This is a genomic window from Desulfosporosinus shakirovi (assembly GCF_020595055.1).
GTDB lineage: Bacteria > Bacillota > Desulfitobacteriia > Desulfitobacteriales > Desulfitobacteriaceae > Desulfosporosinus > Desulfosporosinus shakirovi.
Genome location: NZ_JAJDOO010000009.1, coordinates 70,949 through 86,377, shown reverse-complemented (window position 1 = coordinate 86,377; position 15,429 = coordinate 70,949). Strand labels below are relative to the sequence as shown.

The 15,429-nt window shown below is 41.8% G+C and carries 15 protein-coding genes; all 15 read left to right on the top strand.

Annotation, left to right across the window (positions count from 1 at the left end; genetic code table 11):
- The first annotated feature begins 87 nt into the window (after positions 1-87).
- Positions 88-588 (top strand): TRAP transporter small permease, encoded by a 501-nt coding sequence (locus LJE72_RS10065; protein ID WP_229247452.1) that lies wholly within the window; start codon positions 88-90, stop codon positions 586-588.
- A gap of 4 nt (positions 589-592) precedes the next feature.
- Entirely contained in the window at positions 593-1,873 is a 1,281-nt protein-coding gene (locus LJE72_RS10060; protein WP_229247451.1) for a TRAP transporter large permease, read from the top strand.
- A 206-nt stretch (positions 1,874-2,079) separates the two neighbouring features.
- Positions 2,080-2,685 carry a succinate dehydrogenase gene (locus LJE72_RS10055; protein ID WP_229247450.1) on the top strand — a complete coding sequence of 202 codons (606 nt, stop codon included), beginning with the start codon at positions 2,080-2,082 and terminating at the stop codon, positions 2,683-2,685.
- Between the two features lie 70 nt (positions 2,686-2,755).
- Positions 2,756-4,495, top strand: coding sequence for a succinate dehydrogenase flavoprotein subunit (gene sdhA, locus LJE72_RS10050; protein ID WP_229247449.1), 1,740 nt, complete (start codon positions 2,756-2,758; stop codon positions 4,493-4,495).
- Between the two features lie 12 nt (positions 4,496-4,507).
- Positions 4,508-5,260 (top strand): succinate dehydrogenase iron-sulfur subunit, encoded by a 753-nt coding sequence (sdhB, locus tag LJE72_RS10045; protein WP_229247448.1) that lies wholly within the window; start codon positions 4,508-4,510, stop codon positions 5,258-5,260.
- Positions 5,261-5,399: 139 nt separating this feature from the next.
- A complete protein-coding gene (locus LJE72_RS10040) occupies positions 5,400-5,600 on the top strand; it encodes a hypothetical protein (protein ID WP_229247447.1) in 201 nt (66 codons plus the stop codon).
- Between the two features lie 291 nt (positions 5,601-5,891).
- Positions 5,892-6,737, top strand: coding sequence for a CvfB family protein (locus LJE72_RS10035; protein ID WP_229247446.1), 846 nt, complete (start codon positions 5,892-5,894; stop codon positions 6,735-6,737).
- A 59-nt stretch (positions 6,738-6,796) separates the two neighbouring features.
- The gene (locus tag LJE72_RS10030) at positions 6,797-7,255 is read left to right on the top strand and encodes a YaiI/YqxD family protein (protein WP_229247445.1); all 459 of its coding nucleotides are present in this window, start codon (positions 6,797-6,799) and stop codon (positions 7,253-7,255) included.
- A 110-nt stretch (positions 7,256-7,365) separates the two neighbouring features.
- On the top strand, positions 7,366-9,213 hold the full coding sequence (gene htpG / locus LJE72_RS10025; RefSeq protein ID WP_229247444.1) for a molecular chaperone HtpG: 1,848 nt from the start codon (positions 7,366-7,368) through the stop codon (positions 9,211-9,213).
- A gap of 442 nt (positions 9,214-9,655) precedes the next feature.
- Positions 9,656-10,201: an RsbRD N-terminal domain-containing protein gene (locus tag LJE72_RS10020; protein WP_229247443.1), complete on the top strand. Its 546-nt coding sequence runs from the start codon at positions 9,656-9,658 to the stop codon at positions 10,199-10,201.
- A gap of 17 nt (positions 10,202-10,218) precedes the next feature.
- A complete protein-coding gene (gene dsrM / locus LJE72_RS10015; RefSeq protein ID WP_229247442.1) occupies positions 10,219-11,220 on the top strand; it encodes a sulfate reduction electron transfer complex DsrMKJOP subunit DsrM in 1,002 nt (333 codons plus the stop codon).
- Positions 11,221-11,226: 6 nt separating this feature from the next.
- Positions 11,227-12,846 carry a sulfate reduction electron transfer complex DsrMKJOP subunit DsrK gene (gene dsrK / locus LJE72_RS10010; RefSeq protein WP_229247441.1) on the top strand — a complete coding sequence of 540 codons (1,620 nt, stop codon included), beginning with the start codon at positions 11,227-11,229 and terminating at the stop codon, positions 12,844-12,846.
- On the top strand, positions 12,846-13,328 hold the full coding sequence (gene dsrJ / locus LJE72_RS10005; protein WP_229247440.1) for a sulfate reduction electron transfer complex DsrMKJOP subunit DsrJ: 483 nt from the start codon (positions 12,846-12,848) through the stop codon (positions 13,326-13,328). Before dsrK ends, dsrJ begins: the two co-directional genes overlap by 1 nt.
- Positions 13,325-14,125, top strand: a complete 801-nt coding sequence (gene dsrO / locus LJE72_RS10000) for a sulfate reduction electron transfer complex DsrMKJOP subunit DsrO (protein WP_229247439.1) — start codon at positions 13,325-13,327, stop codon at positions 14,123-14,125. Before dsrJ ends, dsrO begins: the two co-directional genes overlap by 4 nt.
- Entirely contained in the window at positions 14,118-15,278 is a 1,161-nt protein-coding gene (gene dsrP / locus LJE72_RS09995) for a sulfate reduction electron transfer complex DsrMKJOP subunit DsrP (RefSeq protein WP_229247438.1), read from the top strand. The genes dsrO and dsrP overlap by 8 nt, the downstream gene beginning before the upstream one ends.
- The last annotated feature ends 151 nt before the right edge of the window (positions 15,279-15,429 follow it).

Genomic DNA, 15,429 nt, shown 5'->3' with positions numbered 1-15,429 from the left:
CTAAAGAGATAAAGAGGGTTCTTCTTGGGAGAACCCTTTTTATCAAAAGTTATCCCGTGTGATCCCATAAGATTTGAGGTGAAATGAATGAGAAAGTTTTGGCGAGTCTTTGAATTTCTGGAGGACATCGTTTCTGGGGGACTGCTTTTGGTTGGTGTTACGATGATTTTCTACGGGGTTATCATGCGTTATGTGTTTAATGATGCCCGTTCTTGGGTTGATGAGATTTCTCAATACACAATTATCTGGGGGACGTTAATTGGCACCAGTGTCGCCTTGCGTAATGATCATCACATCAAGGTAGATATGTTATTTAATGTCTTGTCGAAAAGAGTGCAGCACTTTGTAACTTTGTTTGCCCATACGGTTGGAATCATGTTCAGTCTTTTCTTGGGTTATTATGGCTATAAATTGGTCTCGTTCACCCACAATACAGGGCAAGTGTCTACAGACGTAGGAATTCCTCTGTATATGGTTTACAGTATTCTTCCGCTGACTGGAGCGCTTTTAACGTTTCGCTTTGTAATCAAACTCTATGAAGCTGCACGTAATACTGGCGGGACCGGTAAAGTGGCGGAAAGGATGTAATAAAATGTTAGTAGCGTTATTGTTTATACTTTTCGTTGTTTTCTTCTTGTTGAACGTTCCTATTGCCATAAGCTTGGCAATGTCCACAATTGCGCTTATTGTCACTACGGAAACCTTTAATTTAATGATGATTCCTCAACGGATGTTCGCCGGATTGAATTCGGCGACTTTAATGGCGATACCGGGCTATATTTTAGCCGGAGTTTTGATGTCTCGCGGGGGAGTCTCAAAATATTTAATTGAGAGTTTGCGGTCTTGGATTGGGCATTTACCCGGGGGTTTATCCGTAGTTACTATTTTGGCTTGCATGATTTTTGCAGCCATATCAGGATCCAGTCCAGCGACTGCGGCAGCCATCGGGGCTATAATGCTTCCGGCTATGGTGGCAGGCGGTTATCCAAAACGCTATGCAATGGGACTGATTGCAGCAGCCGGGACTCTTGGTATATTGCTTCCGCCCAGCATACCTTTGATTGTCTATGGTGTCACTGCAGATGAATCAATTGGAAAGTTGTTTATGGCCGGAGTAATACCTGGTTTGATTTTAGGAAACATCTTGGTGTTTTCTGCCATAATCTATGCTAAAAAGCACAACTATGGGCATGGAAAAAAATACACTTGGTCTGAACGGTGGAAGGCCTCGCTAAAGGCCATACCTGCGGCCCTGTTGCCTGTGGTTATTTTAGGAAGCATATACTCGGGGATTTGTACCCCGACCGAAGCAGCGGTGATTGCCGTCTTTTATACTCTGGTTGTTTCCATCTTCATTTATCGAGAACTTCACTTTAAAGACATTCGTGGGATTCTAAGGGAAACAATCAATACATCTTCGATGATCTTTCTGATTATCGCTGCAGCTTTAGTCTTTGCACTCTATTTAACAAATAATCAAATACCTAATAAAGTCGCTGATTGGATAAGTGATGCGAATCTAAATATTTTCTTGTTTTTTATGGTCACTCAACTGGTTTTCTTTGTAATGGGCACTTTTTTAGAAGCAGTATCGGTTATCTTAATTACGTTGCCGATCTTATTACCGATTATTAAGCAATTAGGCATTGATCCGATTCATTTTGCGATTGTCATGACTGTGAATATGGAATTGGCGATGATCACTCCGCCAGTAGGCTTAAATCTATTCGTTGTCAGTTCAATGGCAAGGGAACCTTTAGGAGAAGTTGTTAGAGGGGTCATTCCTTTTATAGTTTTGATGATTGCCGCGATGATCCTGTTTGTTATTTTCCCCGAGCTGTCGCTCTATATCCCTCGGGTATTAATGGATTAAAGCTTTCCTTAAGGCCGTCAGGCAATATTCGTGAACTTCAAAATGTCATAGAACGGGCGCTATGGTAACAGTGGATGAATTTGGCACGGAGATTGCTATCGGACATAGAAGCAAAAACATAAATGGAGGATTAGACAAAGATGTTCACGCTACAGAAAAATATTTAAATTATTCGGCAAATGAGTTCGGAAGAGAGGATTAAGAATATGAGTACGATACAAAGCCCTTACTACTTTTTAGTTAGACGAGTTCATTCGATTTTAGGTTTGGTGCCAATCGGATTCTTCCTGACATTTCACTTGATTCTTAATTTAACAGCTCTTGGGGGGGCAAAACAGTATGACCTGATTATAAGTACCATGCAAAGTTTCCCGGGAATTTTCATTATTGAACTTGTCGTCATATTTATACCTATCTCCGTGCATGCGATATATGGAACATGGGTGGTCTATACCGGGCAGGTCAATATTTTAAGCTATAAATACGCTCGAAATTGGTTCTATATTATCCAAAGAATTTCTGGTCTTTACACTTTTGTCTTTGTAATTATACATGTTTATCTTTTGCGTTTCGGCGAAGCAAATTTTTCAGCCTTGTCACAATTTTTGAGTCAGCCTCTGGGATTGATCTTTTACCTTTTGGGCGTATTGTTCTCAATCTTTCATTTCACTAACGGTCTATGGGCTTTTGCGATTACATGGGGTTTAACCATCGGACCGCATTCGCAGAAAGTTTGGTTATATACCTTAGGAGTCGTTTTTGTTCTCCTGTCTGCAATTGGAATGTCGGATATCTTTGCTTTTCTAAAATAATAGCAAATTGCTTACACCGGTATCAATATCATCTGCACAAAATTGACATGAAAGAGTGGAGGGTCAGGGGATGAGTAAAGTCATCGTAGTGGGAGGCGGCTTAGCAGGACTTATGGCCACGATTAAGATGGCCGAGGTCGGTACACACGTTGACCTATTTTCGTTAGTGCCTGTCAAACGGTCGCATTCCGTTTGTGCCCAAGGGGGAATTAACGGAGCAGTCAATACCAAAGGAGAGGGAGACTCTACATGGAACCACTTTGATGATTCAATTTATGGAGGAGACTTTCTCGCGAATCAACCCCCCGTAAAAGCCATGTGCGATGAAGCGCCGGGGATTATCCATTTGATGGACCGAATGGGAGTGATGTTTAGTCGAACGGCTGAGGGGCTTCTTGATTTTCGCCGTTTTGGAGGAACAAAGTTTTGTCGGACAGCCTTTGCAGGGGCTACAACTGGTCAGCAGCTTCTCTATGCCCTTGATGAGCAAGTTCGACGTTATGAGGTTGGAGGATTAGTTCAAAAATACGAACACTGGGAATTACTCTCGGTTGTGCTTGATGAAGGGGATTGCCAAGGGATCGTTGCTCAAAATCTGCGAGATATGAGCATTGAATCATTTGCCTCTGACGCCGTGATCATTGCTACCGGAGGCCCGGGGGCGGTCTTTGGCAAAAGCACAAATTCCACAATTTGTACCGGAAGTGCAGTTTCAGCATTATATCAACAAGGAGTGAAGTACGCCAACGGTGAGTTTATCCAAATTCACCCCACTGCTATCCCGGGTGATGACAAGCTTAGGCTAATGTCTGAATCTGCTCGGGGAGAAGGTGGACGCGTATGGACTTATAAAGACGGGAAACCCTGGTATTTCCTCGAGGAAATGTTTCCGGCTTACGGAAATTTGGTTCCAAGGGATATTGCGACACGTGCCATTTACGAAGTGGTCTTCGACAAGGGACTTGGTATTAATGGCGAAAATATGGTTTATCTGGATCTGTCGCACATTGATCCCCACCGTCTGCAACTTAAATTGGGTGGAATCCTGGAAATCTATGAGAAGTTTGTTGGGGATGATCCGAAGAAAGTGCCTATGCGTATTTTTCCGGCAGTTCACTACTCTATGGGCGGTCTTTGGGTGGATTATGACCAGATGACAAATATTCCGGGACTTTTTGCTGCTGGGGAATGTGAATACCAGTATCATGGTGCAAACCGTCTGGGGGCTAACTCATTACTTTCTGCTATCTACGGAGGTATGGTAGCCGGTCCGAAGGTGATGGAATATATTAAGAACAATAATAAAAACCAGACTCCTAGCATTCATGAGCCGGCCTTTCAGAAAGAAAAGAAACATCAAGTTGAGCAATGGGCTGAGATACAGGCTATGAAGGGGCCGGAAAACCCTTATCTTCTTCATAAAGAACTGGGTGATATTATGACTCTGAACGTGACTGTCGTACGTTATAACGATAAATTAGCTGAAACCGACGCTGTGCTTCAGAGTCTCATGAAACGTTGGCATAATATCGGAAGAAGCGACAACATCGAATGGGGAACCCAGGAAGGAACGTTTATTCGCCAACTTTGGAACATGCTGGAATTAGCCAGAGTCATAACCTTAGGAGCTTTAAACCGTAATGAGAGCAGAGGGGCTCACTATAAGCCGGATTATCCAGAAAGAGATGATAAGAACTGGTTGAAAACAACCATTGCTACGTGGACAACAAGCGGCCCGGAACTAAGTTATGAACCAGTTGATATCTCATTGATTCCGTTGCGCGCCCGTCGTTACGATATTGATAAATAGGAGGGGTTTAAGATGGCTGAGCAAAAAACTATACGTTTGAAAATACGCCGCCAGGACGGCCCGAATAAGCCCTTCCATTGGGAAGAGTTCGAAATAGCCTATCGTGAAAAGTCGAATGTAATTTCTTGTTTAATGGAGATTCAGAAAAACCCGGTTACCGCTTCGGGCAAAAAGACGACCCCGGTGGTTTGGGAATGTAACTGTCTGGAGGAAGTTTGCGGAGCTTGTACTATGAATATTAACGGACAGGGCAAGCAGGCGTGTTCGGCGCTGGTAGACCAACTTAAACAGCCGATTGTTCTTGAACCCTTAACCAAATTTCCCTTAGTACGGGATCTAATGGTTGACCGGCAGATCATGTTCGATCACTTGAAAACAGTCCATGCTTGGATACCCATTGACGGGACTTATAATTTGGGCTCAGGCCCCAGGATGCCGGAAGTCAAGCGACAATGGGCCTATGAATTATCCAAGTGTATGACCTGCGGTTGCTGCATGGAAGCCTGTCCACAAGTCAACTCACGTTCTAAGTTTATAGGTCCGTCTGCTATTTCTCAAGTTCGTTTATTTAATACCCATCCTACGGGTGAAATGAATAAACATGAAAGATTGGCGGCTTTGCTGGATGAAGGTGGAATCGCTGATTGCGGCAATTCGCAAAATTGTGTACGTGCCTGTCCAAAGGAGATACCCTTGACAACCAGCTTGGCAGACTTAAATCGTGAAACTAATAAATTTGCTCTTGATCAATGGTTAAGAAAGTGATATTTTATGAATATAGTAATATTTTTAATAAAATTCAGAATTTTAATTTACCTACTTAATATACTAGTTAGTATAAAATGGATAGCTTCGATCAATTCTAAGTTAAATGTTAGATTAGTGAAAAGGAGATTTTGAGTCTATGAAAACTCTGCAAGAAGAAGCCTTAGCTCATCAGAACGATATGAGTTCCGCAGAAGCATGGTCAAGAATGTCATTCAGTGATGAAGAGCGCAATGTACAACAAGATAATCTAAGTTTATTTGGCCCATGTTGCGCCAATGGGTGTCAATATTGTCGTCCAAATTGTCACGAGCAGGCTAATAGTTCAAAGTACTTTTGAGAATGGATTTTCATAAGCATTAGTTATTCAGAGCCAGAAAAGAATGTTTTTATAGATACAAATACTTGGGATTAGCCTCTAGGCTAATCCTTTTTGCCTTATAAATCTGTTTCAAGGAAATGTAACACTTATAGGATTATAATGATATGTAAATAAGACATACTACCTTTGGCAGCTGAATTATTTTGCACCATGAGCCCCCTTTCGCTATAATGAATGGGAGTACATGGTGTGTCTTTTAATGGCCTGAGAATTAGAATGGCATATTGCATTAGGGAAAGGAAACTAACAATGATGGAAATAGGAAAATTTTATAAACTAAAGATTGCAAACTTTACATCCTTCGGTGCCTATTTAGATGCGGGTACAGGCGTGAGGCACGATAATGTCTTGTTGCCGATTAAACAATTGCCGGAGGGCGCTAAAGAGGGAGATGAATTAGAGGTTTTCATGTATCGGGATTCTGAAGAACGATTAATCGCCACGACTAGAAAACCCCTGGCTAAATTAGGGGATTTAGCCTATCTTAAGGTCAACGCCAAGACCAAAATTGGAGCGTTTTTAGATTGGGGGTTAGAGAGGGGATTGTTTCTGCCTTTTAAGGAACAGAAATACCTGATTGTAGTAGGAAAGAGTTATTTAGTAAAAGTTTATTTAGATAAGAGTCAGAGACTAAGTGCTACGACAGAAATTTATGAGTATCTCAGTGCAAGTACGCCTTACCAAAAGGACGATAAAGTTGTTGGTACGGTCTACTCTGTAAATCCCGAAATTGGAGCTTTTGTTGCTGTAGACAATAAGTACATGGGACTTATCCCTCTTAATGAGTACTTCGCAGAACTAAAAGAAGGAGATCAAGTAGAGGCTCGAGTGATCCGAGTTCGAGAAGATGGCAAGCTTGATCTGTCTCCAAGAGAACTTTCCCATATTCAAATGGGATCAGATACTGTGAAGATCCTGCAAGGAATTAAAGATCACGATGGATTTTTAGCACTTAATGATAAAAGCAGTCCCGTCGAAATCCAAAGTCGCCTTAACATGAGTAAGGCAGCCTTCAAAAGAGCTTTGGGTAAACTTCTTAAGGAGAACAAAGTGATCCAGACAGAAGATGGTCTGAAAAAATTACCTAACCGATAGGAGAATTATGGCTGTTTCGAAAAAGGTTTCATACATATCGGTTGAGAGAAGTTGAGATTGTGAAAATTATTGTCGATGCTGATGCTTGTCCGAAGGCAGTCTTACAGATTTGCCAGAGGTTGGCCGGTGATTATGCTATCCCTGTCTGGACCGTAGCCAGTTTTAACCATAACATAGTATCTGACAACCATATTGTTGTAGGTAACTCCTCACAAGAGGCCGACATCCGGGTTATAAATGTTGCTCAAAAGGGAGATGTAGCCGTTACTCAGGATTGGGGTCTGGCGGCCATGTTATTGGGGAAAGGGGTAAAGTGTTTAAATCCTATAGGAAGAGAGTTTAACCCTTCTACTATTGAGTTTTTACTGGAGGAACGAGAGGCTAAAGCGAAATTCCGCAGAAGCGGGGGCAGAACGAAAGGTCCCAAGAAAAGAATGCTTGAAAATGATCTGCAATTTGAAAGCTGTCTGCTGGCAGTACTTAAATCAAGCTTTATTAGCGATGGGCAGGAAATTTAACTCAAAATGTTGCAAAAGACTTTGCACTTTTGGTAAAATTTGATTAAACTATGGATAGAGGCTCGACTCGTCGGTGCCCCTGCATATTTAAACAACGATGGAGGTAAACAATGAGTACCGCAGTAGAAACAAAGGAATTCCAAACAGAAATCAGACAATTATTGGACATTGTTATTCATTCTCTTTATACGGATCGCGAAATTTTCTTAAGAGAGCTTATTTCCAATGCCGCCGATGCTATGGAGAAGCTTCGTTATACTCAGTTAACAGGACCTGAGGTTAAGGATAAAGACGCAGTGTTAGAAATCCATATCGATACGGATGATAACTCTCATACATTAACTATAACAGATACCGGAATCGGAATGACCAAAGAAGAGTTAGTTGAGAATTTAGGAACCATTGCTCATTCGGGGTCAAAGGAATTTATTAAACATTTAAGTGCTAAAGGGGATCAAAAGGATCTTAACCTCATTGGGCAATTCGGAGTTGGTTTTTATTCAGCCTTTATGGTGGCAGATAAAGTGACGATTTACACACGCTCATATCATCAAGAGGGTGAAAGCTTTACTTGGGAATCTGACGGTGTCGGAAGTTATACAATTACCGAAGGAGAGGAGTGCGTCAGAGGAACAAAGATGGTTCTCCATCTGAAGGAGGATGCCTATGACTTTGCCAAGGAAGAAACTATCAAACGAGTCATTAAGCAGTACTCCAGTTTTGTACCTTATCCTATCATGGTCAATGAGCAGAAGGTAAATACTGTTGACGCACTATGGACCAAAAATAAGAGTGAGATTTTAGACGATGACTACAATGAATTCTACAAGTTCATTGCTAATGCTCATGACGAACCACTTCTTCGATTGCATTTTTCTTCAGATGCTCCTTTAAATATAAATACCTTATTATTCGTTCCTAAGGAGAATCTCGAACAATTTGGTTTTGGACGAACGGAGCCTGGGGTAAGCCTCTATTGCAAAAAAGTTCTTATTCAAGAAAAGTCCCCACTGGTTTTGCCTGAATGGTTGCGTTTCTTAAGAGGAGTAATAGACAGTGAAGAATTGCCCCTTAATATTTCAAGAGAAACAATGCAAGATAGTGCCTTGATCAGTAAGCTAAACAAAGTTGTGACAAGTCGCTTCCTTAAATTTCTGGACGGTCAATCGACAGCAGAGCCGGAGAAGTTCAAAGAATTTTGGGAGAAATTCAACTTCTTCATTAAAGAAGGAGCTGCCAATGATTATACTCACCAAAAAGATCTAATTAAACTATTACGCTTTGAGTCTTCGAACACACAGGCTGGGGAACTAGTGTCTCTGGCTGATTACACAGGCCGGATGAAAGAAGATCAATCAGCAATCTACTATGTCAATGGTCCATCACGTGAAGTTATTGAGTCTGGCCCCTATCTGGAAGTCTTCAGGAACAAAGGGATTGAAGTCATTTATACGTATGCAGCTATTGACGATTACATCTTTGGAGCAATCAGAGAATATGAGGGTAAAAGACTTATTTCCGCAGATGAAGCGGATTTGAATTTAGGTGATACCGAAGAGCAGGATAGAAGTGAAGAAGCTCTCTCGGAAGAAGAAGTCTTAAATCTTACCGGTTGGCTCAAAGAAGTATTAGGGAGTAAGGTAACTGATGTGCGAGAGTCGAAGCGCTTAGTTGACAGTCCGGCGGTAGTGCTCAGCCCCTATGGCACGAACAGTATGCAACGGATGATGCAAATGATGAATAAGGATCTTAATAATGTAGGCCCCAGTGTCTTAGAAATCAATGCGGCACATGCCATGATTAAGCGCTTAGATACTGCTCGTAAAAATGAAGACTCTTTTGCTAAAATTGCAGCGGAGCAGATATTCGAAAATGCTCAAATCGCCGCAGGACTTATCGTAGATCCCAGAGGGATGGTAAATCGTCTCAATGAGATCCTGGAACGTGCCTTAGGGTAAGATAAACGCTGTCTAAGTCCGGCGTGAGTAATAGAAAGAGTTACCTATTTCAGTAGCTCTTTCTTATTAATGATCGCAATACGATTATCTAATTGATCTATAAGAAATAAGAATTTTACAAGCTAAGTAAAATTACTTAGACTGATAGTGATAATAAGAACAAATGTATTTCTCAGACTTTGGTTTACTGACCCCTTTGTTAAAGAGTTTAAGGATAAAGGAGGATGCGCTCATATTTATGAGTAGAGGGTAGCCATAGTTAAAAGGAGAGATAGGACACCATTTATGTGAAAACGTTCTCAGGATAGGTCGATGTTGAACAGAGCTTTATTCAACATCGACTGAATTGTGTTACAAAGACGTATTGAATGGTGGATTTGAACGTTCCTGGTAGAAAAGACAAAATGGATTTTGCTATTTAAACTACAAGGAGTGGTCAAAATTGGACATGAAGTTTTTAGAAATATTCAACGGAAAAAAAATCGCTATTTCGAGTCGATGGTTAGATGCAATGATAGCGTCCTATCCCAATGACAACTCAGGTTTTTTGATGAATCAAAAAGACAGGTTTGCAAACCCGGTGGGTTACACATTTACAACAGGGATTGAAGGCATCATTGAGGTACTCGTTAAAGGGGAAGACTTTTCGGAAAGCGTGTCATTTCTCGAGGATATAATTAAAGTCAGGGCAATTCAGGATTTTACACCCGCAAAGGCAATGGCCTTTGTCTTCCAGCTCAAAACAATCGTTCGAGAAGAACTTGGAAAGGAAATAAGGCAGAACCAGATCTATGATGGGTTATTGGATTTTGAATCAAAGATAGACGATCTGGCGCTTACTGCCTTTGATATATATGTGAAATACCGAGAACAGATCTATGAACTGAGGACAGATGAGCTGAAACGAATGACCTTTTCCCTGTTAAAGAAAGCGAATTTAATGTCCGAGATTCCAGATCAAGAAGTTGAACACAAAGACCAAAAATAAAGGAAGGAGGTCGTAGAGTGAAAGTCTTGTTTTCTTTCCTCGCAGTCATTTTACTCATTCTAGTCGCCACCATGGGAGCGTTTATTACAAATTTGCATTATGTCTTTGGTATTATTATCCCGTATTTAGCCTTTGCCATGTTTGTAGGTGGATTTATTTACCGAGTTGTTAAATGGGGTCGGTCTCCAGTGCCGTTTCGTATTCCTACAACTATTGGTCAGCAAAAATCTCTCCCTTGGATTAAACAAAATAAGATTGAGAACCCCACAAGTGCCTTGGGTGTTATTGTCAGAATGGCTATGGAAGTCCTCTTTTTTCGCTCACTGTTCCGTAATACCAAGACTGAGTTAAGGGAAGGGCAGAATGGCCCTGAACTATCCTACGGCTCGGCAAAATGGCTTTGGTTAGGCAGTTTGTTCTTTCACTGGTCGTTCCTCATAATCATTATCCGGCATCTTAGATTTTTCTTAGAGCCTATTCCCTTTGCAGTGCAAATTCTTGAGAGTGTTGACGGAATGTTACAAATCGGTCTGCCCGCCATTTATCTAACCGATGTTTTTATCTTAGTCGCAGTTACGTATCTGTTCCTCAGAAGGATTATTGTACCACAGGTGAAATACATCTCACTTCCTGCGGATTTCTTTCCGCTGTTTATGCTTATGAGCATTGCAATCTCAGGGATACTGATGCGCTACTTCTATAAAGTAGATCTTGTTGCGGTTAAACAATTAGCCATTGGATTAGCTACTTTTCAACCGGTGCTTCCAACAGGAATCGGGCCTATGTTTTTTATTCATATCTTCTTAGTCAGTATTCTCTTTGCCTATTTTCCAATGAGTAAATTAATGCACATGGGCGGGATTTTCATGAGCCCAACGCGCAACATGATTAGTAACAATCGTATGGTCAGACACATTAATCCCTGGAATCCCGAAGTAGAGGTTCACACCTATGCACAGTATGAAGACGAGTTCAGGGAAAAAATGAAAAAAGCTGGTATACCGGTAGAAAAGGAGTGATCGTGGATGGCACCGAAAGTTAAACTTCCGAAACCGGAGGAATTAGCTAAGATAGAATTTAAGACACCGGCAACGGATTGGATGGATACACCAGTTGAGTTCAAACCGGGTACCTTTTGCTGGGGATCAAAAGAAAAAGATCTGCTCACGTTAGGCTTACCTAACCCAAGACAGTGGTCGCCAGCCGACGAAGACTGGAAAGTACCGGAGGGTTGGGAAACTACCATCTTGGAAGGAATGGCTGAAAGACTCAGTAAGTATCGTTCTTTCAAGATTTTTATGGACATTTGCGTTAGATGCGGTGCCTGTGCGGATAAATGTCATTTTTATATCGCCACCGGTGATCCCAAGAATATGCCGGTTCTAAGAGCAGAGCTGATTAGATCCGTCTACAAAAAATATTTTACAAAATCAGGGAAATTCCTAGGGCGTTTAGCTGGGGCAAGAGAACTGGATATGGACGTCTTAAAGGAATGGTGGTCTTACTTTTTCCAATGTACTGAATGTCGTAGATGCTCCGTTTTCTGTCCATATGGTATCGACCAAGCAGAGGTCACGATCATTGGCAGAGAGCTTCTGAATCTGGTCGGTTTGAACATTGATTGGATTTCGGGGCCGGTTGCGAATTGCTACATGAAGGGTAATCACCTTGGCTTAGAGCCTCATGCCATTGCCGGAAATATTGAATCCATGGTAGATGATATTGAAGATATAACGGGTATTAGGGTGAATCCAACCTTTAACAGAAAAGGTGCCGAGATATTGTTTGTCACTCCTTCAGGAGACCTTTTAGGTGAACCTGGGATTCAAACTTGTATGGGTTATCTCATGCTGTTCCATGAACTTGGTCTTGACTATACTTGGAGCACCTATGCTTCCGAGGGTGGAAACTTCGGTTTCTTCACATCGAATGACATGGCTAAGAGACTCAATTACAAGATTTATGCTGAAGCCAAAAGACTGGGTGTAAAATATATTATTGGCGGAGAATGCGGACATATGTGGAGGGTCCTGAATCAATATATGGATACTTGGCATGGTCCTGCAGACTTCCTGGAGGTTCCGGTATCGCCAATAACAGGCACAGTCTTTGAAAATGCTAAATCCACTAAAATGATTCATATTTCCGAATTCACGGCTGACTTAATTAAACACAACAAATTAAACCTAGACCCAACTCGCAATGATCATTTGAAGGTAACCTTTCATGACTCATGTAATCCTTCCAGGGGCATGGGACTTCTCGATGAACCGAGAGAAATTATTAAGGCTGTTTGTAATAATTTCTATGAGATGCCAGAGAACACGATCCGAGAAAAGACATTCTGTTGTGGAGCCGGATCAGGGCTTAATGCCTCTGAAAATATGGAACAGCGTATGAGAGGTGGATTCCCTAGAGCTAATGCCGTTAAGTATGTGCAAGAAAAACACGGAGTTAACATGCTAGCTAACATTTGTGCGGTTGACCGGGCCCATTTCCCGGCTCTGATGGACTACTGGAATCCAGGGGTAGGAGTCACCGGTGTGACTGAATTACTAGCAAATGCGTTAGTGATGAAAGGCGAGAAAGAGAGAACTACTAACCTTCGCTTTGAAGACTTGCCGGGAAAAGGGGGTAATGAGTAATGTATAAAGGCGGAAAAATCTTTGCTTCACTCATTATCTTTGCTGCGCTTTTCACTATACCGTTCTTCTATAATATGGGGAAAGTCAATGCCGGACCGGATGTAGCGCTAAATACTGCCGCTATCCAACAACTGCCAGCTTCTGAGCAACAATGTGTTGAGTCACCGGAATTTATGAGAGCCAATCACATGCAACTCCTCAATCAATGGCGAGAAGAAGCCGTTCGAAATGGCCAGACAGTTTATGTCAACAGCCAAGGAAAAGAATTCGAAATCAGTCTTCAAGATACGTGCCTGAAATGTCATGCAACTGAGTCGGCTTCGAAACCGGCAGTTCTGAACAATCCAGTATCGACTACCGCAGGAGTGAGTAATCCAGCTTTAAATGAGTCACCTGAATTTTGTGCCTCCTGCCACGATTATTCAGCTGTGAAGCCGCAATGTTGGAGTTGCCATTTTGAGCCAAAGGAGGCAGCGAAATGAGCATCAATAGACGACAATTTTTGAGAAGAGCTGGGATGATCACTGCATTAGGATTAGGAAGTTCATTTGTTATTAGTGGTTTTCGTAAAAAGGAAGTTGCAGTAGCAGCTGAGTTTGCAACGACTCCAAAAGGTTTGCAGGCTAAACGTTGGGCTATGGTTGTTGATATGAGTAAATTCAAAACCGAAGCTGATATTAATGGGGTTATTGAAGCTTGCCATAAACTTCATAATGTTCCTAAATTCCCAAACACAAAAGATGAGATTAAATGGATATGGGAAGATGATTATCATCATACCTTTGCAGGTGGGCATAACGAATATTTGGATGATCATGTTTTGCACAGTCCTTTTATGGTATTATGTAATCATTGTGAGAATCCTCCTTGCGTTAAAGCATGTCCTACTCAGGCTACGTTCCAGAGACCGGATGGTATTGTTTCAATGGATTATCATCGCTGTATAGGATGCAGATTCTGTATGGGTGCCTGTCCCTTCGGAGCGAGAAGCTTTAACTTTAGAGATCCAAGGCCCTTTATTGAGGAAGTATCCGCGGAATATCCGACCAGAACTCCGGGTGTCGTAGAAAAATGTAATTTTTGCTACGAACGTCTGGCAGACGGTCTCATGCCGGCTTGTGTGGAAAAATCTAACGGTGGATTAATATTTGGAGATTTAGATGATCCTGATTCAGAAGTGCGGAAAATTGTCAGCACGAAATTTACTATTCGACGCAAACCGGAATTAGGCACTCAGCCAAGTGTTTACTACCTGGTAGGGGGTGGCGAAGATGCTTGAGAAAGCACTGTCGGGCAGTAAAAGGTATTGGATTTGGGTTACACTGTTATTAGCTGTTATCGCTGTTGGCTTATTTGCTTATATGAATCAGTTTAACAATGGTTTAGGTGTTACAGGCATGAGCCGGGATGTATCATGGGGATTATATATTGCCCAGTTTACTTTCCTTGTGGGTGTCGCTGCTTCTGCTGTTATGCTGGTTTTGCCATATTATCTGCATGACTTTAAGAAATTCGGCAAGATGGTTATCCTGGGAGAGTTTTTAGCAATCCCGGCTGTGATAATGTGTATCTTATTTATCTTCGTAGACTTAGGGCAACCGATGCGGATTATGAACGTAATCCTCCATCCAAGTCCACGATCAGTCATGTTTTATGATATGATTGTCCTATGCGGGTATCTTCTCATAAACTTAGTCGTTGGCTGGACGACTCTCGGTGCTGAACGTAAGGGAACACCATCGCCAAAATGGGTTAAACCAATCATTTATCTGTCAATCCCTTGGGCTGTTAGTATTCATACAGTTACAGCCTTCTTATACGCCGGTTTACCCGGCAGGCATCTCTGGTTATCTGCTATTATGGCAGCTCGCTTCCTGGCATCCGCCTTCGCAGCTGGTCCGGCAATCCTGATTCTTTTATGCTTTATCGTCAAAAGGGTCAGTAAGTTTGATCCGGATCCTGGGGTGGGAGCAATTCAGTCTCTTGTTAAAATTGTTCGCTACGCCATGATTGCCAATGTATTCTTCTATATTTTAGAGTTATTTACTGCATTCTATAGTAATATCCCGGAATACAGTGCACCTTTAAGGTATATCTTCTTTGGCTTAGATGGTCATACGAGTCTGGTTCCTATTATGTGGACAGCCACTGCCTTAGCCTTTTTAGGAATTGCATTGCTCGTTTTCCCAACCCGGAAAAATGGAGCGGCTTTAACTATCGGCCTATTGTCAATCATTACCGCTAACTGGATTGATAAAGGTATGATCCTAATTGTTGCAGGTTTTGTCCCAAATTCCTTTGAAAGAGTCATTGAATATGCACCGACTCTTAATGAGATATTGGTGACGTTAGGTGTCTATGCTATTGGAGCTTTGCTAATCACAATACTCTATAAAGTTGCAATATCAGTTAGAGAAGAGAAAGCAAGCTAGAGTTAGGTATTGATGGTCTTTGATGCTTGTTTGGGGGGTGAGGGATTATCATTCAGGACGTGCTGTCCCAGCACGAATTGAAACTGTAAAATCACGTATGTGGATAGACAGTACAAAATCCGGTAACTAAATCTCAAACAGTATCAATTTT

What these genes read in the sequence shown, in the direction of transcription:
- LJE72_RS10060 (WP_229247451.1), top strand. Translation starts at nt 593, where the DNA reads ATGTTAGTAGCGTTATTGTTTATACTTTTCGTTGTTTTCTTCTTGTTG.
- LJE72_RS10035 (WP_229247446.1), top strand. Translation starts at nt 5,892, where the DNA reads ATGATGGAAATAGGAAAATTTTATAAACTAAAGATTGCAAACTTTACA.
- LJE72_RS10065 (WP_229247452.1), top strand. Translation starts at nt 88, where the DNA reads ATGAGAAAGTTTTGGCGAGTCTTTGAATTTCTGGAGGACATCGTTTCT.
- dsrJ (WP_229247440.1), top strand. Translation starts at nt 12,846, where the DNA reads ATGTATAAAGGCGGAAAAATCTTTGCTTCACTCATTATCTTTGCTGCG.
- htpG (WP_229247444.1), top strand. Translation starts at nt 7,366, where the DNA reads ATGAGTACCGCAGTAGAAACAAAGGAATTCCAAACAGAAATCAGACAA.
- LJE72_RS10040 (WP_229247447.1), top strand. Translation starts at nt 5,400, where the DNA reads ATGAAAACTCTGCAAGAAGAAGCCTTAGCTCATCAGAACGATATGAGT.
- LJE72_RS10055 (WP_229247450.1), top strand. Translation starts at nt 2,080, where the DNA reads ATGAGTACGATACAAAGCCCTTACTACTTTTTAGTTAGACGAGTTCAT.
- sdhA (WP_229247449.1), top strand. Translation starts at nt 2,756, where the DNA reads ATGAGTAAAGTCATCGTAGTGGGAGGCGGCTTAGCAGGACTTATGGCC.
- dsrP (WP_229247438.1), top strand. Translation starts at nt 14,118, where the DNA reads ATGCTTGAGAAAGCACTGTCGGGCAGTAAAAGGTATTGGATTTGGGTT.
- dsrK (WP_229247441.1), top strand. Translation starts at nt 11,227, where the DNA reads ATGGCACCGAAAGTTAAACTTCCGAAACCGGAGGAATTAGCTAAGATA.
- sdhB (WP_229247448.1), top strand. Translation starts at nt 4,508, where the DNA reads ATGGCTGAGCAAAAAACTATACGTTTGAAAATACGCCGCCAGGACGGC.
- dsrO (WP_229247439.1), top strand. Translation starts at nt 13,325, where the DNA reads ATGAGCATCAATAGACGACAATTTTTGAGAAGAGCTGGGATGATCACT.